Annotated in this window: 17 protein-coding genes and 1 tRNA gene; 4 read left to right on the forward strand and 14 right to left on the reverse strand. The window is 66.3% G+C overall.

From position 1 onward, the window contains the following. Positions 1–65 precede the first annotated feature (65 nt). Positions 66–710, forward strand: coding sequence for a TetR/AcrR family transcriptional regulator (locus tag CO675_RS13650; protein ID WP_097672425.1), 645 nt, complete (start codon positions 66–68; stop codon positions 708–710). Positions 711–734: 24 nt separating this feature from the next. Here the strand turns inward: CO675_RS13650 and CO675_RS13655 are convergent, their stop codons facing one another. The 4 genes from CO675_RS13655 to CO675_RS13670 all read right to left on the reverse strand — a co-directional run bounded on the left by CO675_RS13655 (position 735) and on the right by CO675_RS13670 (position 4,468). Beyond that, complete coding sequence (locus tag CO675_RS13655) at positions 735–1,142, reverse strand: GNAT family N-acetyltransferase (protein WP_097672426.1); 408 nt, start codon at positions 1,140–1,142, stop codon at positions 735–737. Between the two features lie 179 nt (positions 1,143–1,321). Further along, positions 1,322–1,395 (reverse strand) — tRNA-Gln (locus tag CO675_RS13660). A 189-nt stretch (positions 1,396–1,584) separates the two neighbouring features. Further along, a complete protein-coding gene (locus CO675_RS13665; RefSeq protein WP_097672427.1) occupies positions 1,585–1,785 on the reverse strand; it encodes a hypothetical protein in 201 nt (66 codons plus the stop codon). A 205-nt stretch (positions 1,786–1,990) separates the two neighbouring features. Continuing rightward, positions 1,991–4,468 carry a penicillin-binding protein 1A gene (locus CO675_RS13670; protein ID WP_097672428.1) on the reverse strand — a complete coding sequence of 826 codons (2,478 nt, stop codon included), beginning with the start codon at positions 4,466–4,468 and terminating at the stop codon, positions 1,991–1,993. Positions 4,469–4,943: 475 nt separating this feature from the next. Between CO675_RS13670 and CO675_RS13675 the strand changes: the two genes are divergently transcribed. Further along, entirely contained in the window at positions 4,944–5,372 is a 429-nt protein-coding gene (locus CO675_RS13675) for a hypothetical protein (protein ID WP_245452742.1), read from the forward strand. Positions 5,373–5,439: 67 nt separating this feature from the next. Here the strand turns inward: CO675_RS13675 and ggt are convergent, their stop codons facing one another. The 6 genes from ggt to CO675_RS13705 all read right to left on the reverse strand — a co-directional run bounded on the left by ggt (position 5,440) and on the right by CO675_RS13705 (position 13,421). Next, on the reverse strand, positions 5,440–7,146 hold the full coding sequence (gene ggt / locus CO675_RS13680; RefSeq protein WP_502693381.1) for a gamma-glutamyltransferase: 1,707 nt from the start codon (positions 7,144–7,146) through the stop codon (positions 5,440–5,442). 144 nt (positions 7,147–7,290) lie between these two features. After that, the gene (locus tag CO675_RS13685; protein WP_097672431.1) at positions 7,291–8,904 is read right to left on the reverse strand and encodes an ABC transporter ATP-binding protein; all 1,614 of its coding nucleotides are present in this window, start codon (positions 8,902–8,904) and stop codon (positions 7,291–7,293) included. Then, positions 8,901–9,713: an ABC transporter permease gene (locus CO675_RS13690; RefSeq protein WP_097672432.1), complete on the reverse strand. Its 813-nt coding sequence runs from the start codon at positions 9,711–9,713 to the stop codon at positions 8,901–8,903. Before CO675_RS13690 ends, CO675_RS13685 begins: the two co-directional genes overlap by 4 nt. Before the next feature lie 16 nt (positions 9,714–9,729). Beyond that, on the reverse strand, positions 9,730–10,674 hold the full coding sequence (locus CO675_RS13695; protein WP_097672433.1) for an ABC transporter permease: 945 nt from the start codon (positions 10,672–10,674) through the stop codon (positions 9,730–9,732). Positions 10,675–10,689: 15 nt separating this feature from the next. After that, a complete protein-coding gene (locus tag CO675_RS13700) occupies positions 10,690–12,261 on the reverse strand; it encodes an ABC transporter substrate-binding protein (RefSeq protein WP_198964597.1) in 1,572 nt (523 codons plus the stop codon). Further along, positions 12,261–13,421, reverse strand: a complete 1,161-nt coding sequence (locus CO675_RS13705; protein WP_097672434.1) for a C45 family autoproteolytic acyltransferase/hydrolase — start codon at positions 13,419–13,421, stop codon at positions 12,261–12,263. The genes CO675_RS13700 and CO675_RS13705 overlap by 1 nt, the downstream gene beginning before the upstream one ends. Positions 13,422–13,477: 56 nt before the next feature. Here CO675_RS13705 and CO675_RS13710 point away from each other — a divergent pair, with 56 nt between their 5' ends. Both CO675_RS13710 and aptA read left to right on the forward strand, forming a co-directional pair. Then, positions 13,478–14,419: a GntR family transcriptional regulator gene (locus tag CO675_RS13710; protein WP_097672435.1), complete on the forward strand. Its 942-nt coding sequence runs from the start codon at positions 13,478–13,480 to the stop codon at positions 14,417–14,419. A gap of 12 nt (positions 14,420–14,431) precedes the next feature. Further along, positions 14,432–15,781, forward strand: coding sequence for an omega-aminotransferase AptA (aptA, locus tag CO675_RS13715; RefSeq protein WP_245452743.1), 1,350 nt, complete (start codon positions 14,432–14,434; stop codon positions 15,779–15,781). Positions 15,782–15,938: 157 nt separating this feature from the next. Here the strand turns inward: aptA and CO675_RS13720 are convergent, their stop codons facing one another. From CO675_RS13720 to soxC, 4 genes are all read right to left on the reverse strand, one after another. Then, complete coding sequence (locus tag CO675_RS13720) at positions 15,939–17,426, reverse strand: amino acid permease (protein WP_198964606.1); 1,488 nt, start codon at positions 17,424–17,426, stop codon at positions 15,939–15,941. 171 nt (positions 17,427–17,597) lie between these two features. After that, a complete protein-coding gene (locus CO675_RS13725) occupies positions 17,598–17,903 on the reverse strand; it encodes a BA14K family protein (protein WP_097672436.1) in 306 nt (101 codons plus the stop codon). 201 nt (positions 17,904–18,104) lie between these two features. After that, positions 18,105–18,602 (reverse strand): c-type cytochrome, encoded by a 498-nt coding sequence (locus CO675_RS13730; RefSeq protein WP_245452766.1) that lies wholly within the window; start codon positions 18,600–18,602, stop codon positions 18,105–18,107. A 34-nt stretch (positions 18,603–18,636) separates the two neighbouring features. After that, a complete protein-coding gene (soxC, locus tag CO675_RS13735; protein WP_097672438.1) occupies positions 18,637–19,914 on the reverse strand; it encodes a sulfite dehydrogenase in 1,278 nt (425 codons plus the stop codon). Positions 19,915–19,929: the final 15 nt, after the last annotated feature.

The following is a 19,929-nucleotide window of genomic DNA, read 5'->3' on the forward strand; positions in this document are numbered from 1 at the left end:
GCGGCCGGATTGCTTCAAATAATAATCCGAATTATGATTATGAAAATCAGGAGACGCAAGCGCAAATGCCGCGGCTTTCAGCCCAGTTCGACCTCCCCGGCGTGACGCCCTCGCGGCAGAAGCGCAGCCGCGAGACGACGCTGGCGCTGCTCGAAGCCGGCGCCGAGCTGTTGCGGACACGGAGCCTGGCGGAGCTGTCGATCGAAGCCTTGTGCGGCAAGGTCGGCGCCACCGTCGGCGCGTTCTACAGCCGCTTCGAGAGCAAGGAAGCCTACTTCAACGCGCTGATTGCGCTGGCGGCGCAGGATGGCGCGCGGCGTCTCTCCCGGATGGACAGCCCCGCTAGCGAGCTCGCGCTCGATGAGCTCTGCCGCCGCGTCGTGTCTGGTATCATCGGCTGGATCCGCGCCCATGAAGGCGTGCTGCGCGCCGCGCTCCAGCACGACGACACCAGGCCGGACAAGTGGACGACATTCAAAGGCCTTGCGCGCGAGACCACCGAGCACGCCACACCGCTGCTGCTGCCTGCGATGGGCAAGGGCCGCAAGGCGGCGAAGACCCGCGCCATCGCCTTCGGCTTCCAGGTCGTGCTGGGCACGCTCGTCAACGCGATCCTCAACGATCCCGGCCCGCTGTCGCTGCGCGACAGGGAGATCGAGCAACGGCTGGCCGATTGCCTCGCGCTGCTGCTGAAGGCGGAGATCAGATAGCGCGTGGCAGGGCTTTGCCCGCCGCTAGCGCTCGCGCTTGTAGAGAAACGCGTTGTCCGGCTGCGGCATGCCGATGGTCTTGTAGAACCCGATCGAGTCGGGCGCCGACAGCAACAGGCACATCGATTCAGGTCCGGCGTGGCGCCGCGTTTCCGCGATCAGGCGCTTGCCGATGCCGTGCCCCTGATACGCCCGATCGACCGCAAGGTCCGACAAATAGCAGCAATAGGCGAAATCGGTCAGCGCGCGCGAGACGCCGACGAGCCGGTGCGCCTTGCGTGCCGTCACGATCAGGTTCGCATTGGCGATCATGCGCGCCATGCGGTCGGCATCCGCCAGCGGCCGCCGGTCGCCGAGGCCCGACTGGCGCAGCACCTCGATGTACTCGTCGACGCCGATCGACGGCTCGCGGGCATAAAGAATTTCGTCCATCACCTCAAACCTCTGTCGCAACAGGCTGCACGCGCGGGACCATGGTGGATTGCGCCGGGCTAATCCACCCTCGATGCCGTGATGGCGCGCATCGCATCACGATCGGTCCCGCTTCAGGCGCTAGCCGCGCCCGGCAAAGTCGTCGGGATTTGGAGGATGATCGCGCCATTGAGGCAGATTGGCTGGGGAACCTGGATTCGAACCAAGACAAACAGAGTCAGAGTCTGTTGTGCTACCGTTACACCATTCCCCAAGAATTGTCCGTGGTATCAACAGCTTAGCTGGATGACTGGACATCTCGGTACAGCGGGTTCGCCTGCCAAATCAGCGCCCGCGCGAGTGCGACCTTCTACCTGCTTGGTCCCACGCTTGGCAAGCATTGATGGCGGGGATTAGGCGTGAAAATCACGGCCGTGACGTGCGATCAGCGTCGGCCAGAGGTTTACATTTCAGCGAGCAGTTCAAGCAGCACTTCGGGGCAGGCTGCAAGCAGGGCTCCAAGGCCAAATCCTACGGTGCCGAGCGCGATGGCACCAATCCAGCCGTGCCATTCCCATCCAAGGACCGCGCCCACCAAGGTGGCCGCCCCAACCACGAGAACGGTCCAGATCAGCCGTACTGTGACAAGGAACGCCTTGACCATCGAGATCCACGCCTCGACACCCGCGGACGCGAATGGAGACGCGCCGCGTTTCTGGGGTTCTCCGGTCGAGGACTCTATTTTGGGTCGGCGCCGCGCGCGACGCGTTCAACCACGGCGGCGTGATGCGCTCGGACAAAGCGCCGCACCGCCACGTTGTCGCGGCTTTGCACGAGACTGAATTGATTTAGTCGCTTGCGGCCGGGCCTCAGTACAGCCCGCTCGGACTTGACTGCATGACCGCACGGCCCGCGTCCGGCGGGATTGCCTGTTGGGTCCCGTCGATCACATCGGTGCCGGCGACCAACGTCGGATCATAGTATGGCGGCGCCTGGCCCGGCTTGAAGGCTTCGAGCACCACGCCCCGGTTCTGACCAGACGAGGCGCGCAGGCCGGTCTTGGCATCGACCAGCACCAGGCGGATGCCGACCGGCTGCTTGAACGGGGTGGCGGGCTTGTCAGCCAGCGCGAGCTTCAGGAAGTCGCGCGCGATCGGCGCGGCGGTATGGCCGGCCTGGGCGTTGCGGCCGAGCGAGCGCGGCTTGTCGTAGCCGACATAGAGGCCGACCACGAGGTCCGGCGAGAAGCCGACGAACCAGAGGTCCTTGGCCTCGTTCGAGGTGCCGGTCTTGCCGGCGAGCGGCTTGCCGACCTCCTTCAGCGCGGTGCCGGTGCCGGCCTGGATCACGCCCTCCATCAGCGAGGTGATCTGGTAGGCGGTCATCGCGTCGAGCACCCGCTCTCGGCGGTCGACGAGCTGCGGCTCGGGCTGGTTCTTCCAACCTTCCGGCGCGTCGCAGCCGCGGCATTCGCGCTGGTCGTGCCTGAAGATGGTGTGGCCGTAGCGGTCCTGGATGCGGTCGATCAGGGTCGGCTTCACGCGGACGCCGCCATTGGCGATCATCGAATAGGCCGTGGCCATCCGCATTACCGTGGTCTCGCCGGCGCCGAGCGCATAGGCGAGATAGTTCGGCAGCTCGTCATAGACGCCGAAGCGCTTGGCATACTCGCCGATTACAGGCATGCCGATTTCCTGCGCCAGCCGCACCGTCACGGTGTTGAGCGACAGGCGCAGCGCGTTACGCAGCGTGACCTGGCCTTGATACTTGCCGGTGGAGAAGTTCTCCGGCCGCCAGATGTTGCCCTGCCCCTGGTCGATCTCGATCGGCCCGTCGATCATCACGGTCGATCCGGTGTAGCCATTGTCGAGCGCGGTCGAATAGACGATCGGCTTGAAGGTCGAGCCGGGCTGCCGATAGGCCTGCGTCGCGCGGTTGAACTGGCTCTGGTCGAACGAGAAGCCGCCGACCATCGCGAGCACGCGGCCGGTGTGCGGATCCATCGCCACCATCGCACCCGACAGTTCGGGAATCTGGCGCAGCCGGTACTGGCCTTCGACCGCCTTGCCGTCCTTGAACAGCGGATCGGCGTAGATCACGTCGCCCGGCTGCAGCACCTGCGAGACCGCGGTCGGCGTCTTGCCCTTGGTCCTGGCCCAGCGCACGCCGTCCATCGTGATGATGCCGGTCTCGCGCTGCTTGCTGATGGCGCCGCCGAGCTCGCGGCCGGGCTGGAAGCCGATCCGCGCCGACTGGTCGTTGCTCTCCAGCACCACCGCCATCCGCCACGGCGAGATGTCCGAGAGCGACTTGATCTCCGCGAGCGGAACGCCCCAGTCGCTGGTGAGGTCGAGCTTCTGGATCGCGCCGCGATAGCCCTGCTGCTCGTCATAGTTCACGAGCCCCGCCACCATGGCCTTGCGCGCCATCACCTGGACCTTGGGATCGAGCGTGGTGCGTACCGACAGGCCGCCCTCGTAGAGCTTCTTCTCGCCGTAGCGCTCGAAGATGTCGCGACGGACCTCTTCGGAGAAATATTCACCGGCGAAGGTGTGCGCGCCGTTGCTGCGGTTGGTGACCGTCAGCGGGTCCTTGCGCGCCTTGTCGGCGTCGGCAGCGGTGATCCAGCCGTTCTCCTGCAGGCGGTCGATCACGTAGTTGCGCCGCTCGATGGCGCGCGCACGGTTGCGCACCGGATGCAGGCTGGCCGGCATTTTCGGCAGCGCCGCCAGATAGGCCGCTTCCGCGACCGTCAGTTCATTGACGGACTTGTCGAAATAGACCAGCGAGGCCGCCGCGATGCCGTAGGCACCGAGGCCGAGGTAGATTTCGTTGAGATAGAGCTCGAGGATCTTGTCCTTGGAATAGGCCCGCTCGATTCGCATCGCCAGCAGGGCTTCCTTGATCTTGCGGGTGAACGACACCTCGTTTGTCAACAGGAAGTTCTTGGCGACCTGCTGGGTGATCGTGGAAGCACCCTGCGGACGGCGGTTGGAACCGAAGTTCTGGATGTAGGAGACGCCGGCGCGCGCCATGCCGGTATAGTCGATGCCGCCGTGCTCGTAGAAATTCTTGTCCTCGGCCGCGAGGAACGCGTTGATCACGAGCTTCGGCACGGCCTGGATCGGCAGATAGAGCCGGCGCTCCTTGGCGAATTCGCCCAGCAGCGATCCGTCGGCCGCGTGCACGCGGGTCATCACCGGCGGCTCGTAGTTCTGGAGCTGCGAATAGTCGGGCAGGTCCTTGGAAAAATGCCAGAACAGCCCTGCGACCGCGGCGAGACCAGCCAGGAACAGGATGGTTCCTGCGGTGAACAGGAACCCGAAGAACCGCAACAGAAATTTCATCGACCAGATTTTCCGTGGCGAATACGTCGCTCGTTCTGAGTGCGCTGCGTGCCACTTAGGTCGCCCGGTATATCGGTCGCACCATGGACCTGCAATTCAACACAGGAGAATTAAAGCGCGCCAGGCGTCAAACTTATGCCATAGAGCCCGGCTCGTGCGCGCGGCCAAATCAGGCCCTCCCCGCTGTTCGGACGCTCCGCGGGACCGCATCGACCTCGAGCCCTTCGTCCTCCGATTCGCCGGCGCGCGCCCGGCAGACGGCACGCCGGTCTCCAATCGCCGCGCTTGCGCGGCGAGCCGGTTGCGAAAGAAAAGCGCAGGCCGGACCGAGCGGTTTCACTACCCGGCTGCCGTTCCAGGCACCGTGTCGTCAGAAACCGGTGGACAGTGCCGGCGGGTCGACGGGATTAATGGTTTATTAAGCATAACTACCGCAAGTTGTTGTCATACACGCGACTCGCGAGGGCTGGTTTGCATGGCACTGCGCGGATTTAGACGGCCTTTTGCGGCCGACCCGAACGTCCTCGGATTTCCGAGACCTCCCGCATCGGCGATGGGCACCGAAGCATTGGATCTCGTCTATCAGGCGGCGGACCTGTTCCGCAGCATCGAGGACCGGGCCCGCGCCGGCGAAGCGCGCGCCGAGGCCGCCGAGCAGGCGCAGCTCGAAATCATCGCCGCCACCGAGCGCAAGCTGAGGGACGCGTCCCGGGCGCTCGAGGAGGCCCGACGGCGCATCGAGTCCCAGCAGGAGCAGCTCGACGCGGCCGAATTCCGGGCCCAGGCCGCCGAAGCCGAGGCGCGTGAAGCGAAGCAGTCGCTGGCCCTGGTCGAGGATGCGATCCGCCGGCGTCTGCTGCTGACGAGCGGGCACGACGACGCCAGGTCGACGGCTGTCGCCTGACGCGAGATCGATCTCGCAAGGCGCGGCGTCCTCGCCCAGCCGCCACCACGCCATCGGACGACGGCAATCAGTAGCCGCCGGCTAGCCCCGAATTGCGGCGCGGATCGTTCGCGCCATAGAAGCGGTTATCGCCGACCGGCTTGCCGCCCAGCGACGGCGCCCCGATGATGATGACCGCGAGGTGATTGGCCGGCTGCGGCGGCCCGAACTTTTGGCCCATGCCTTCCAAGATCTTCCGCGTGTCCGGCGAGAGCGTGTAGTCCTCGAGGTTGGTCAGATCCGGAAGCCATTGCTGGTGGAAGCGCGGCATGTCCACGGCTTCCTGCGCGTTCATGCCGTAATCGATGGCGTTGATCATCGTCAGCAGCACGGCGGTGATGATGCGGCTGCCGCCCGGAGTTCCGACCACCATGACCGGCTTGCCGTCCCTGGTGACGATGGTCGGGCTCATCGAGGACAGCGGGCGCTTGCCGGGGACGATGGAATTCGCCTCCCCCTGCACCAGGCCGTAGAGGTTCGGCACGCCGACCTTGGCGGTGAAGTCGTCCATCTCGTCGTTCAGGAGCACGCCGGTCTTGGCCGCGGTCACCTTGGCGCCGAACCAGTCGTTGAGCGTGTAGGTGACCGACACCGCGTTGCCGTCCTTGTCGGCGATCGAATAGTGCGTGGTGTTGCTGCCCTCGTGCGGCGGAACGCCGGGCTTGATGTCCTTGGACACGCCGGCCTTGGCCGGGTCGATCACGGCGCGGATCTTCGCCGCGTAATTCTTGTCAAGCAACCGCTCGAGCGGATTCTTCACGAAATCGGGGTCGCCGAGATAGCTGTTGCGATCGACATAGGCGTGGCGCATCGCCTCGATCTGGTAGTGCACCGCCTGCGCGGAATGGTAGCCGAGCTCCTTCAGCGGATAGCCCTCGAGGATGTTCAATATCTCGCAGATCACAACGCCACCCGAACTTGGCGGCGGCGCCGAAACCACGTGGTAGCCGCGATAGTCGCATTCGACCGGCGCGAGCTCACGAACCTTGTAGTTGTCGAGATCCTCCTGCGTGAGCAGGCCCTTGCCGGCCTGGCTCGAGGCGACGATCGCCGCGCCCACCCAGCCCTTGTAGAAGCCGTCGGTGCCGCGCTTGCTGATCTCGCGCAGCGTTTCGGCGAGCTCGTGCTGCGTCAGCCGTTCGCCGACCTTGAACGGCTTGCCGTTGTTGAGGAAGATCGCGCCCGAGGCCGGATCGTCCTGAAAATCCTTGGTCGAGGTCTCCAGCATGCTGACGTCGCCCTGGTCCAGCACGAAGCCGTCCTCGGCGAGTTGCAGCGCCGGCGCGATGACGTCGGCGCGTTTCATCGTGCCGTATTTCTCGCGCGCATATTCCATGCCGGCCACCGAGCCCGGCACGCCGACCGCGAGATGCCCCTTGGTCGACAAGCCGGGAATGACGTTGCCGTCCTTGTCGAGATACATGTTGGCGGTGGCGCCCTTCGGCGCCGTCTCGCGGAAGTCCAGGAAGGTCTTGCGGCCGTCGGCAAGCTGGATGGTCATGAACCCGCCGCCACCGAGATTGCCGGCGGCGGGATATGCCACCGCGAGCGCGAAGCCGACCGCAACCGCGGCGTCGACCGCGTTGCCGCCCCGCTTCAACACCTCGATGCCGACCTGCGTCGCGAGATGCTGCGCGGATACCACCATGCCGTTCTCGGCGGCGACCGGCGCAACCGACGCGGCGCGGCCAGGAGCTGACGCCGCGACGCCGATCGCGACAATGGCCGCGACCATCCATCGCGCGCCCGTTCGTGGATTTCGCATTGGAGTTCCCCCGATTGCGCCGTTTGGGTGCGGCGTATGTTGCTTCTATCGGAGCGAGCAAGTGTAGCAGGCTGCGCGCCCGCGCACTATAGCCGCATCGATCTTGACTTTTCGTCAGCCCGACGCACGCGCGGCAGCTTGCCCGGCAAGATCCAGCACCGGCGTCGCCGCGAGCAGCGCCCTTGTGTATTCGTGCTGCGGGCGGTCGAACACGTCGTCGCGCGAACCCTGCTCGACGATACGGCCGCCCTGCATCACCACCACGCGGTCGGCGACCTGCTCGACCGCGGCGAGATCGTGGCTGATGAACAGGCAGGCGAAGCCGTATTGCGCCTGCAGCCGTTCGAACAGCTTCAGGACCTGGGCCTGGATCGTCATGTCGAGCGCGGAGACCGGCTCGTCGGCGACCACGAAGGACGGATGCCGTACGATCGCGCGCGCGATCGCGATGCGCTGGCGCTGACCGCCGGAGAGCTCATGCGGCCAACGGTGGGCGAAGCCGCCAAGCCCGACCTCGTCGAGCATGCCGGCAACGCGCCGGTCTCGCTCGCTCGACGACAGCTCCGGGACATGCCGCAGCGGCTCGGCGACAATCTCGCCGACCCGCATGCGCGGGTCGAGCGACGAATACGGATCCTGGAACACGAGCTGCGAGGCCAGACGAAACGCGCGGTCGCGCGTCGCGATCACGTCCCTGCCCTGAAAGCGAATCTCACCTGCGGCCGCCGGAATCAGCCGCAGCATGGCGCGGCCGAGCGTGGTCTTGCCCGAGCCACTGCCGCCGACCACGGCGACGGTCTCTCCCGCGCCGATCTCGAGGTCGACACCATTGACCGCCGCAACATCAGCATCCCTGCGGAACAGCCGCTGCCGCCCGCCGAACGAAACCTTCAAGCCACGCACGCTGATCAGCGGGTCGCCGGCCACGCGGCGTCCGCTCGCAGCACTCCGCCGCGGCAGCGCATCGACGAGTTGCCTTGTGTAGGCCTCGCGCGGCGCAGAGAGGATCTGCCGGACGCTGCCGGTCTCCACCAGTTTGCCCTGGCGCAGCACCACCGCGCGCTGCGCGTAGCGCGACACCAGGCCGAGATTGTGGGTGATCAGCATCACCGCGGTGCCGTGATCGCGCGCCAGTTCGACCATCAAGTCGAGCACTTCGCGCTGGCTCAGCGTGTCGAGCGCGGTGGTCGGCTCGTCGGCGAGCAGCAGCTTCGGCTTCAACAGCATCACCGAGGCCAGCATGATGCGCTGGCGCATCCCGCCGGAGAATTCATGCGGATAGGCATCGAAGGTGCGCGCGGGATCGCGGATCTGCACCCGCACCAGCATGTCGAGGCAGCGCTGCCTGATCTCGGCCCGCGTGAGCTTCTCATGCAGGGCAAGGCCCTCGGCCATCTGTACGCCGACGCTGATCGCCGGATTGAGCGACACCATCGGCTCCTGGAACACCATGCCGACCGAGCGGCCGCGCAGCGCGCGCATCCGCCGTGGCGCGATATCGGCGAGGTCCTCGCCGTCGAGCTGGATCGCACCGCCGACCCGCCTCAGGCCCGGCGGCAGCAGGCCGAGAATGGCGCGCGCCGCGGCGGTCTTGCCGCTGCCGGACTCGCCGACCACGGCGAGGAATTCGCCACGCTCGATCGCAAACGACACATCGTCGACGACGACAGCGCCGGTCCTGGCGGCCTCGATGCGCAGATGATCGACGGTCAGCAGCGGCGCGGTCATCCGTGCGCCATCCTGGGATCGAGGCGATCGCGCAGGGAATCGCCGAGCAGATTGATGCCGAGCAGCGTCAGCGCGATGCACAGTCCCGGTGCGATGCTGAGCCAGGCTGCGGTCTCCATATACGGCCGGCTCGCCGCCAGCATGTTGCCCCAGGTCGGCGCCGGCGGCGGCACGCCGAGACCGAGGAAGCTCAGCGCGCTCTCGGCCAGCAGCACCCAGCCGAACATGCTGGTGGCGAGCACCGCAACCGGCGCGATCGCGTTGGGCAGCACGTGGCGGAGCATTGAATAAAGTTCGGAGTTGCCGATCACCCGCGAGGCCTCGATATACTCCTTCTCGCGGATCGACAGCACGGTGCCGCGGACCACGCGCGCGATCGACGGGATGTAGGCGAGCCCCAGCGCCAGCACGAGGCCGGTCTTGTTGGCGCCGATCACGATCATCACGGCCAGCGCCAGCAGGATGCCGGGAAACGCCAGCAGCGCGTCGTTGACGGCCATGATGATGCGATCGGTCCAGCCGCGTAGATAGCCGGCGACACCGCCGACCAGCACGCCGATGCTGACGGCGATCAGGACGGTGGCGAGCGCCACCACGACACTGGCGGCTGCCCCCGCCATCAGCCGGCTCAGCACGTCGCGGCCGAATTCATCGGTGCCGAACCAGTGCAGCGCGGACGGCGCCTGCAGCCGCGCCTTCAGGTTAATGCGCAGCGGATCGAACGGCGTCCACAATGCGGCTGTCACGGCGGTGCCGAGCAGCAGGGCGATCAGCGCGCCGCCGATCACGGTGTTGATGCGCCATTTCATGCAACAACCACCCTTTTCATGCCACGGCCACTCTTGGGTCGAACAGCGGATAGCAGAGATCGACGATCAGATTGACGACGACATAGATTACCGCGGTGAACAGCAGGCAGCCCTGCACCACCGGGTAGTCGCGCGCGAAGATCGAATCGACCAGCAGCCGTCCGAGTCCCGGCAGCGTGAACACGGTCTCGATCACGGCGATGCCGCCGAGCAGATGGCCGAGCACGAGGCCGATCAGGGTCCAGGTCGGGGCGAAGGCGTTCGGCAGCACGTGGCGGCCGAGCACCAGCCATTCCGGCACACCCTTGGCGCGCGCGTGCGTGACGTATTCGAGCCGCAGCACCTCGATCGAGGCGGCCCGCGCCATCCGCGTCAGCACGCCGATCTCGACCGCGGTCAGGGTCACGATCGGCAGCACCATGAACAGCGTCGCCTGCCAGACATTCTCCGAGAACGGCACGTAACCGATCACCGGTAGCCATTTCAGCTTCAACCCGAACAGCAAGAGCAGCAGCAGGCCGAGCCAGAAGCTCGGGATCGACAGCAGGAGCGTGGCGCCGCCGACGATCGCCAGATCGAGCGCGCTGTTCTGCTTCCACGCCGCGATCAGACCCGCCACGACGGCAATGCAGGCGGCAAGGCCGACCGCCACCAGCACGATGGTGGCCGAGACCTGGAAGCGCTCCAGGATCAGCGGCAGCACCGGAAGATTGTTGGTGATGGAATGGCCGAGGTCGCCGGTCGCAACTTTGCCGAGCCAGTACAGGAATTGCAGCGGCACAGGTTGGTCGAGCCCGAGCTGCGTGCGCAATTGCGCGGCCTGCGCCGGATCGGCGTTGTCGCCGAGCATCACCTGCACCGGATCGCCCGGGATCAGACGCACCAGCGTGAACACCGCAACCGCCACCAGCAGCAGCGTCGGGATCGTCATGGCCAGCCGTCGTGCGAGGTAGCCCAGCATCGCCGCGTCCCTCCCCTACTGCAGGCTCACGCCCCAGAAGCGCGGCTGTCCGAACAGCCAGCCGGCAAATCCCTTGACGTTGTTGCGCAAGGCGGCGATCTCGGCGCCGTTGAACAGGACGATCATCGGCACATCGTCGATGAAGCGGCGGTGCAGCTCGTCGAACAGAAGCTGGCGCTTCGCCTTGTCGTCGATCATCATCGACTGCTGCAGCATCCGCTGCGCCTCCGGATCGTCCCAGACCTTGCGCGGCTGCGCAGCCTTCGGCCCCATCAGCATCTCGAAGGAGAGCGACGGATCGAGCCGCGGCGAGTAGACGAAGGCCATCGACTGATAGTCGCCGCGGTTGTAGCGATCGAGCTGAGCAGCCCAGTCCAGCACCTCGATCTCGATATTGATGCCCGCGGCCTGCGCCATCGCCTGCACCAGCACGGCGGAATCGAACACGTAGCTGTAGCGCTTGTTGGCGACCATCTTGATCGGCTGGCCGTGATAGCCGGCCTGCGCGAGCAGCTTCTTGGCCTCCGCGATATTCTGCGTGTAGCCTTGGGCCTCGACCTCGCCATAGAACGGACTTCCGATCGGCAGCGCCGAATTGTTGGCGCGTGCGATGCCCTCCATGACAGCCTCGATGATCTGCGGGGTGTCGAGGCTGAGCGCGATCGCCCGCCGGATCCGCACGTCCTTGAGCAAGGGGTCGCGGGTCTGGAACAGAATGCCGGTGAGACCGAGCGCCGGCGTGATGCTGAGCTGCACGCCGGACCGCGTTTTGAGGTCCTCGACATCGGGGATCGCAAGATTGCTGATCGCATCGAGCGAACCGGACAACAGGCCCGCCTTGGCCGCCGAGCCGTCGGGAACAATGTTGAACCTGATGCGGTCGACTTGCGCGATCTTGGCACCGGTATAGCCGGTGCGCGGCTCGCTGCGCGGGGCGTAGCCGTCGAAGCGCACCAGATCGACGTACTGGCCGCGTTTCCATTCACCGAGCTTGAACGGTCCGGTTCCGACAGGCGCGATCCACTTGCCGTCAGGTCCGACCGAGTCGCGGTGGATGACGGCGGTCTGCCCGCAATCGGGCCGCGCCAATGTCGACAGGAACAACGCCGTCGGCCTGTCCAGCGTGATCGCGACGGTCTGCGCGTCAGGCGCCTCGATCTTCTGGATCTGGGCGATGCCGGTTGCGCTGAACTCGGACAGGCAGCGCCATTGCGTGGCCGGATCGAGCCAGCGCTTCAGCGACCAGATGACGTCATCCGCGGTCATGCCGGCGCCGTTGTGGAACTTGACGCCTTGCCGGAGGTGGAAGGTGTAGGTCTTGCCGTCGTCCGAGACGGTCCAGCTGTCCGCCAGCATCGGCCCGATCGAGGTATCGTCGCGGAACGCGACCAGGCCCTCGACGATATGCGCCATCACGCCGTCGGTGTTGGCGTCGCGGTTGGTGCCGGGATCGGTGGAGCGGATGTCGGCGTTGAGCCGCGTCCGCAGCAGCGTCTCGGCATCCGCGCGCAGCGGCGCCACCGTCAGCATCGCCGACAGTGCCAGCAGGCCGACCATCATCGCACGCGATGGCCGACTCAGGGCCATCAGGACGTCCTCGCGGTCGCCGACGGCGCGGCCTCATTGCGCGGGCTGGCCGTGACCTCGAGTCGATAGGAGGTGAACTGCCGATTCAGCGCCGGCAGCGGCGCGACTTCCATCAGCCCGCTCGCCGGCTCCATCAGGATCATTGCGACGGTGGCGCTGAGATTGTTGCCGAGATTGCGGCGCGGCGGCCGGCACACCGACCACGGATAGGCGAAATCGTCGAACAGCGCCGACTTCACGGTCTCGAAGCTGATGGCACCGAGATGCGGCTGCAGCAAATCGCGAACCCGGATATCGCGGTAGAGGCTGTCGGGCGTGCTGGCGATGCCGGTGTCCTTCAGCTTGCCGAGCGCAACCGGGCTGACGAAGTGATTGGCGTGCACCAGCAGGCCGCGATCAGGGTGCACCTGGAAGGTCTCGTCCGGCGCACACTCGAAGTCGATCGCGACGCCGTCGCGGTGGCTGACGATCATGTTGTTGGCGGCGGATTTCTTGGTGCAATAGACCGTGCGCATCGACAGCGCGACATGGTCGCTCTCCAGCACCTTGCGCCGGATCAGCGCCAGCGGCGCGCCGATCTGGCGATAGTCGCGGTCGCACTGCAGATAGTTCGCGGTGATGGCAATGCCGGCCGCGTTGAAGCCGCAGCGGCCGAGCGCGCCGGCTTCGGTAAACGTCATGAGATCGGGACCGTCGTCGCGGCGCACCTTCAGCACGACGGCCGTCTCGGCGCATTCCCGCTTCCAGTCCCAGTTCTGGGCGTGGATCAGCCGCCCCGACGCGGTCGCTTGCGGCAGCACGACGACGCCGGTGCAGCCGTCGGGCTCGTCCGGCGTCTTCAGCCGCGCCCGAACCGACGGCTCGGCGAGCTTGAGGATTTCGGTGCGGGCGTTGAGCAGCACGATATCCTCGAACGGAACGCCGGCGCCCTCGGCAATGCCGTGCATCTCCTCGATATAGGTCGGCTCGAACGCCTCGATGACCGGAAGATAGTCGCGGACCAGTCCCGCCACGCCGGCGGCATCGAGCGACAGCTCCTTGAGCTGCGAGAAGTAGTGCGAGGTGCCCTTGCGGATGCGATCGGCCGCCTGGCGGCCATACTGCTTGCCGCGCTCATGCGGCGGGCCGGAAATCTCGATCAGGGGAAAGGGTTCGACCATCGTTTGCGCCAACTTCCTTTTGCGTTTCCGCAAAGGCTAATGTATTTTGTGAGTACATGAAACAAAAATCTGCGCCCATTGCGAAGGCAGCCCCGAGCCGCCTGCAGCGCGAACTGTCCGCGGGCATCCTGGAACTGATCCGGGCGGAAAAACTCGCGCCGGGCACGCGACTTGCGGAGGTGGCGCTGGCGGAACGGCTGCAGGTTTCGCGCACGCCGGTGCGCGCGGCGCTGAAATTATTGGCAGGCCGCCGCCTGATCCGGGTCGGCGCAAGCCGCGGCTACTTCGTGACGGACACGGTGCCGCCGGCGCCTAAGACTGCCGGCAAGCCGACACCTGCAGATACCGACCGGCTGTTCGTTGCGATCGCACGCGACCGGCGCAGCGGCCGCCTTCCAGCCGACGTCTCCGAGCGCGACCTGATGCAGCGCTACGGCGCATCGCGTCCGGTGGTGCAACGCGTGCTGGCCAAGCTTGCGGAGGTCGCAGCGGTGCAGCGCAAGCCCGGGCATGGCTGGCGATTTCAGCCGATCATTGCCGATGCGCAGGCACGCGCTGAAAGCTACCGCTACCGGATCCTGATCGAGCCGGCCGCCCTGCTGGAGCCGGGTTTTCAGCTCGATCCAGCCTGGGTCGCCGAGATGCGCCGGCGTCATCAGGATGCGATGAAGCAGACCTGGAGCGATACTGCGAGCATCGCCTTCTTCGAGATGAACGCGGCCTTCCACGAGGGATTGGCGGCGGCCTCCGGCAACCGCTTCCTGCTGGTTGCCGTGCAGCAGCAGAACCGGCTGCGCAGCTTTGCGAACTACGACTGGACCTTCGGCTACGAGCGCGTGCTGGTGAATTGCCGCGAGCATCTTGCGATCCTCGACCGGCTCGAGGCCGGCGAGCGCGAGGCCGCGGCCGCGCTGATGCGCAGGCATCTCGAAGGCGCCTCAAAGGTCAAGCGCGTCACTGACGACCCGGCCGACGGCCGCATCAACACCCGCAAGTAGCAGGAGGCCTCCATGCATTCACCGCACGCCGCGGCAACCAACACGCCCCTCACCCGCGAGGCGATGGAGCCGTTCTGGATGCCGATGACGCCCAATCGCCAGTTCAAATCCAACCCGCGGCTGTTCACCGGCGCCGAGGGCATGCACTACATCACCCAGGACGGCCGGCGCATTCTCGACGGCATGGCAGGCCTCTGGTGCGTCAATGCCGGGCACGGTCAGAAGCGGATCGTCGAGGCGATCCAGGCGCAGGCCGCAAAGCTCGATTTCGTCTCCTCGTTCCAGATGAGCCATCCGGCCGCGTTCGAGCTCGCCGGACGCATCACCGAGATCACGCCTGAAGGTCTCGACCATGTGTTCTTCACCAATTCCGGATCGGAATCGGTCGACACCGCGCTCAAGATCGCGCGCGGCTATCACCGCGCCCGCGGCGAAGCCAGCCGCATCCGCTTCATCTCGCGCGCCAAGGCCTATCACGGCATGGGCTGGGGTGGATTATCGGTGGGCGGCCTGTACCGTCACCGCCGCGATTTCGGCCCGCTGCTGCCCGAGGTCGACCATCTGGCGCTGCCTCACGATCCCGAGCACACCGCATTCTCGCGCGGGCAGCCGGCATGGGGCGCGCATTTCGCCGACGAGCTGGACAAGCTCCTGCTGATCCACGATCCCTCGACCGTCGCGGCCGTGATCGTCGAGACGGTGACTGGCTCGGGCGGCGTCTACCCGCCTCCATCAGGCTATCTCGAGCGGCTGCGCAAGATCTGCGACCAGCACGGTATCCTGCTGATCTTCGACGAGGTGATCACCGGCTTCGGACGGCTCGGCGCGCCGTTTGCGGCCAATGCGCTCGGCGTGACACCCGATCTCATCACCTGCGCCAAGGGCATGACCAATGCCGCCGTCCCGATGGGCGGCGTCATCGTCAGCGACAAGGTCTACTCCGCGCTGATGAACGGCCCGGAAAACACCGTCGAGCTGTTCCACGGCTATACTTATTCGGCGCATCCGCTCGCCTGCGCGGCCGGGCTCGCCGCGCTCGACGTCTATCAGGACCTCGGCCTGTTCGACCGCGCCCGGCAGATCGCCCCGCTCTGGGAGGCGGCCGCGCATGCGTTGAGGGACGCGCCGCATGTCATCGATATCAGGAACATCGGCCTGCTGGCGGCGATCGATCTGAAGCCGCGAGACGGCGCGACCGGCGTGCGCGGTCCCGAATGCGCCCGGCGATGCTACGATGAGGACGGCATCCTGATCCGCGCCGCCGCCGATACATTGATGATCTCCCCGCCCCTGATCATCACCGAGGACCAGATCGAGGCGATCTTCGCAGCGATCCGCCGCGCGTTAGACGCGATCGAGTGAGCCCGGCCGAAATCCTCCAGCGGATCCGCTCAACGCCAGCACCCCGAGGTGGCCGCTTCTTCAGCGGCCCTTGAAGGGTCGACGGCCCGGCCGGGGGCCGATTCATCCTACGAGGCTCGCCCAGCGGCGCAATTGCGCCGCAAGGCTCGCACCTCGCCTACGCTCCGCCCCGCGCCCGCAGGCGGCTATGGCGCCGGCCATAAGCCGCATAGATCACAAGCCCGATCACGAGCCACACCGCGAGCCTGATCCAGGTGTCGAGCGGCAAGCCGCACATCAGGAACAGCGAGGTTCCCGCGGCAGCCGGGGCCACCAGCCAGATCGCCGGCGCCCTGAACGGACGCGGCAAGTCCGGATCGCGCAGGCGCAGCGCCAGCGTTCCGATCGAGACCACGGTGAACGCGAACAGCGTGCCGATCGAGACGAGCTCGCCGACTAGCCCGATCGGCAGCAGCCCGCCGAGAATTGCAGCGACGCTGCCGGCGAAGATGGTCGAGACATAGGGGGTCTGGAACCGCGGATGGATCCTGGCGGCGATACGCGGCAGCAGTCCGTCATGCGCCATGGCACGGAAGATCCGCGGCTGCGCCAGCAGCATGATCAGGATCACCGACGTCAGTCCGAACAGGATGCCGAGCTTGATGAACGGACCGAGCCAGCCGATGCCGACGGCATCGATACCGACGGCGATCGGATCGGGCACGCTGAGCTTGTCGTACGGCACGATGCCGGTCAGCACGAAGCCGACCGCGACATAGAGCGCGGCGCAGATCACGAGCGAGCCGAGAATGCCGATCGGCATGTCGCGCGCCGGCGTCTTCGCCTCCTGCGCCGCGGTCGAGATCGCGTCGAAGCCGATATAGGCGAAGAACACCACCGCCGCGCCGCGGACCACGCCGGACCAGCCAAATACGCCGGGACCGGCATTCGGCGGGATCAGTGCGCCTTCCGGATTGCCTGCCGTCACCCAGTTCGTCAGCGATACCGAGGAGGCCGCGGTGGCGAGAAACAACGCGATGACGACGAGCTTCACCACGACGACAAAGCCGGTGAAGCGCGCGGACTCGCGGATACCGACCACGAGCAGTGCGGTGACGAAAGCGATGATCGCCATCGCCGGAATGTTGATGACCGCGCCGGTCGACGACCACGCACCGCTGTTGGCATCGTAGGCAAGCGGCGCCGAGGTGAATTGCTGCGGCAGGTTGATGCCGAAATCGCGCATCAAGCTGACGAAATAGCCGGACCATCCGACCGAAACCGCGATGGCGCCGACCGCATATTCGAGGATCAGGTCCCAGCCGATGATCCAGGCGATCAGTTCGCCGAGCGTGGCATAGGCGTAGGTGTAGGCACTGCCGCAGATCGGTACGGTCGACGCCATCTCGGCGTAGCACAGGCCGGCGAAGGCACAGGCGACGGCACCAAGCATGAAGGAGAGCGTGACGGCGGGTCCGGCATTGGCGGCGGCCGCGTGGCCGGTCAGCACGAAGATGCCGGCGCCGATGATGCCGCCGATGCCGAGCGTGACCAGTTGCAACGCCGAGAGCGAGCGCTTGAAGACCGGCGTCTCCGCGTCGCCGTCGGCACGCGCCGCTTCCCGCAACAGTTCCGCGGTCGACTTTCGGTCCCAGAAGCCGGCCAAGGTGTCTGTCACGCCAGTTGCCCTCCGCCGCGCGGGCCCGGCGGGACCCGACACGATCAGCGGACTATAACGCGCCGGGCGTCCAGGCGTTCGGGCACCGGGAGACAGCCCGCGCTTATCCACCGCCAAGAACGACCGTCAAGAACGACGGCCAGGCGCGGATGCGGGGCCTTATTGGCAGGGATGGCGGCGACCGTCGCGGCCAAGGAAGGTGCCGGACGCAGGATCGAACGAACGATAGCGCGCGCACGAGGGCGATGGCGCCGCCGGTATGGCGCCATAGGCATTCGCCGGGTTGCCGCCGCGTTGCGCTGCCTGCTGGGCCTCGCCCCACGGCGTCAGGGCACCGCCGTTGATCGCGCTCCGCCCCGGATTCTGCGCGTCGAAAAGCGCCGGCTCGGACATCTGGGCCGAGACTGGCGCGAACGTCATTCCCACGAGCAGCACAGCGGCTGCGACGGCCTTGAGTCCGGCCATAGGACCTCTCCGATGCATCTATTGAATTTGCCCAAGACACTGAACGAGAAACCGCGCACGGGCAGCATCGCCGTCCCTGTGCCTGGATCCAATGTGGTGACGGCCGAACTCCCGATGCAGGGGCCGCAAGGTCACAAAGCCGCGAGGAGCCGCCGTCGCCGCACGACGACCGCGACGCGCGACGGCAGCCCCGCCCGCAATTCACCGATTATGCACGTCGGGCCGCGGGTCGGAGACGAACCCGTCGCGGTTCGGCATCTTGACGGCGGCGAGCGACTTCGCGTCGAGCACCGCATTGGCTGGCACGATGCCGTTGAGGCTGAGGATGTAGGCGGACACCGCGTAGACATCCTCATTGCTCAGCGACTGCGGCGCGTTCTGCGGCATCGCACGGCGGATGTAGTCGAACAGGGTCGGAGCATAGGGCCAGTAGCTGCCGACGGTACGGATCGGCTTTGGGCTCGCCAGCGTGCCCTGTCCGCCGACCAGGCGGTCGCCGACGCCGCCCTGCCCGCTGTCGCCATGGCACGCCACGCATTGCTCGGCGAACACGGTACGGCCGCGTTCGACGCTGCCGCTGCCCGGTGGCAGGTTGGAGCCATCGCGGCCGATATCGATGTTCCAGCCGGCGATCTCCGCAGGCGTCGCGACGCGGCCGATGCCGTAGCGCTCCTCGGCATGGACAGCTGCGCCGAGCATCGCGATCGCGCCGGCCAGCAGCGCGGGTCTGAGCTTAAGCCTGGGCATTGGTCACCTCGCCATTCGCATCGATGCGCCAGGGCCAGATCGCGTTGTTATGGTAGAAGGAGTTGAGACCGCGCACGGCCACCAATTCCGCCAGCGTCGGCTGCACGTAGCCGGTCTCGTCGATGGCGCGGCTCTGGATCACTGCGGGAGTGCCGTCCCAATGCCAGGGCAAGCGGAAGCGCGTTAGCGCGCGCGTCAGCACCGGCTCCTGCAGCGCCGCTTGCTGCCAGCTCTTGCCCTCGTCGAGCGAGATCTCGACGCTCTTGATCTTGCCGTGACCGCTCCACGCAATCCCGGTGATCTCGTGAAAGCCGTGCGTGGTCAGCTTCTGGCCGCCGGACGGCCGCGTGATGATCGACTTGGCCTCCATGTAGAAGGTGAACTCGCGCGACGTGCCGTCCGGCATCGGGTCGGTGTATTTCGAGGTCTCCTCGCGCGAATAGGCCGGCTCGGCGACCACCTTGAGCCGGCGCAGCCATTTCACGTTCATGTTGCCTTCGAAGCCGGGCAGCAACAGGCGCAGCGGATAGCCCTGCTGCGGACGCAGCCGCTCGCCGTTCTGGCTGTAGACCAGCATGGCGTCGTCGAGGCACTTCTCGATCGGGATCGAGCGCGTCAGTGCTGCGGCATCGGCGCCTTCGGCGACGATCCATTTGGCGCCCGCCTGCACACCGGCTTCGTCCAGCACCGTCTTCAGCGGCACGCCGGTCCATTCCGCACAGCTCAGCAGGCCGACGAGGTCGGAGGCCGTCTTGCCGTAGGGCTTGGTGTAGACCGGATTGCCGGAGCACTCGAGGAAGTGGATGCGCGACTGCGACGGAAAGCGGCGGATGTCCTCCATCGTGAACACCAGCGAGCGATCGACCATGCCGTGGAGCATCAGCCGGTGCTCGGCCGGATCGATCGTCGGCACGCCGCCATGATGACGCTCGTAGAACAGACCGTTCGGCGTGATGATGCCGTCGAGCTCCTGCAACGGCGTGCGGCCCGACGCGGAGATGTATTGCGGCAGCGTCTTCGAGATGTTCTTGACGACGCCCTTCTCGTGAACCGATGGTGTGCCGTAGGGCTGGCTTCCCATCGGGTCACCAGGCGCTTTCATCCATTCCGGCACGCTGGGCGGAAGATTATTCCCCTGTTCGGCAAGCGCGGTAGAACCGGCAACTCCAGATATCGCGGAGCCACCAGCCAGTGCTGCGCCAGCTTGAAGGAATCGCCTGCGAGACGCCTCTCGCACGCGCTTGTCCGTCGTGTGTTCGCTCATCGACGTTTTCCTCTG

Source organism: Bradyrhizobium sp. C9, from assembly GCF_002532045.1.
In the GTDB taxonomy this organism is placed as follows: domain Bacteria; phylum Pseudomonadota; class Alphaproteobacteria; order Rhizobiales; family Xanthobacteraceae; genus Bradyrhizobium.

Coding starts and splice junctions, on each gene's coding strand:
- CO675_RS13705 (WP_097672434.1), bottom strand. CDS start 13,421: ATGGTCGAACCCTTTCCCCTGATCGAGATTTCCGGCCCGCCGCATGAG.
- CO675_RS13665 (WP_097672427.1), bottom strand. CDS start 1,785: ATGGTCAAGGCGTTCCTTGTCACAGTACGGCTGATCTGGACCGTTCTC.
- CO675_RS13710 (WP_097672435.1), top strand. CDS start 13,478: ATGAAACAAAAATCTGCGCCCATTGCGAAGGCAGCCCCGAGCCGCCTG.
- CO675_RS13700 (WP_198964597.1), bottom strand. CDS start 12,261: ATGGCCCTGAGTCGGCCATCGCGTGCGATGATGGTCGGCCTGCTGGCA.
- CO675_RS13675 (WP_245452742.1), top strand. CDS start 4,944: ATGGCACTGCGCGGATTTAGACGGCCTTTTGCGGCCGACCCGAACGTC.
- CO675_RS13725 (WP_097672436.1), bottom strand. CDS start 17,903: ATGGCCGGACTCAAGGCCGTCGCAGCCGCTGTGCTGCTCGTGGGAATG.
- CO675_RS13690 (WP_097672432.1), bottom strand. CDS start 9,713: ATGAAATGGCGCATCAACACCGTGATCGGCGGCGCGCTGATCGCCCTG.
- ggt (WP_502693381.1), bottom strand. CDS start 7,146: ATGGTCGCGGCCATTGTCGCGATCGGCGTCGCGGCGTCAGCTCCTGGC.
- CO675_RS13685 (WP_097672431.1), bottom strand. CDS start 8,904: ATGACCGCGCCGCTGCTGACCGTCGATCATCTGCGCATCGAGGCCGCC.
- CO675_RS13670 (WP_097672428.1), bottom strand. CDS start 4,468: ATGAAATTTCTGTTGCGGTTCTTCGGGTTCCTGTTCACCGCAGGAACC.
- CO675_RS13655 (WP_097672426.1), bottom strand. CDS start 1,142: ATGGACGAAATTCTTTATGCCCGCGAGCCGTCGATCGGCGTCGACGAG.
- CO675_RS13650 (WP_097672425.1), top strand. CDS start 66: ATGCCGCGGCTTTCAGCCCAGTTCGACCTCCCCGGCGTGACGCCCTCG.
- CO675_RS13730 (WP_245452766.1), bottom strand. CDS start 18,602: ATGCTCGGCGCAGCTGTCCATGCCGAGGAGCGCTACGGCATCGGCCGC.
- aptA (WP_245452743.1), top strand. CDS start 14,432: ATGCATTCACCGCACGCCGCGGCAACCAACACGCCCCTCACCCGCGAG.
- CO675_RS13695 (WP_097672433.1), bottom strand. CDS start 10,674: ATGCTGGGCTACCTCGCACGACGGCTGGCCATGACGATCCCGACGCTG.
- soxC (WP_097672438.1), bottom strand. CDS start 19,914: ATGAGCGAACACACGACGGACAAGCGCGTGCGAGAGGCGTCTCGCAGG.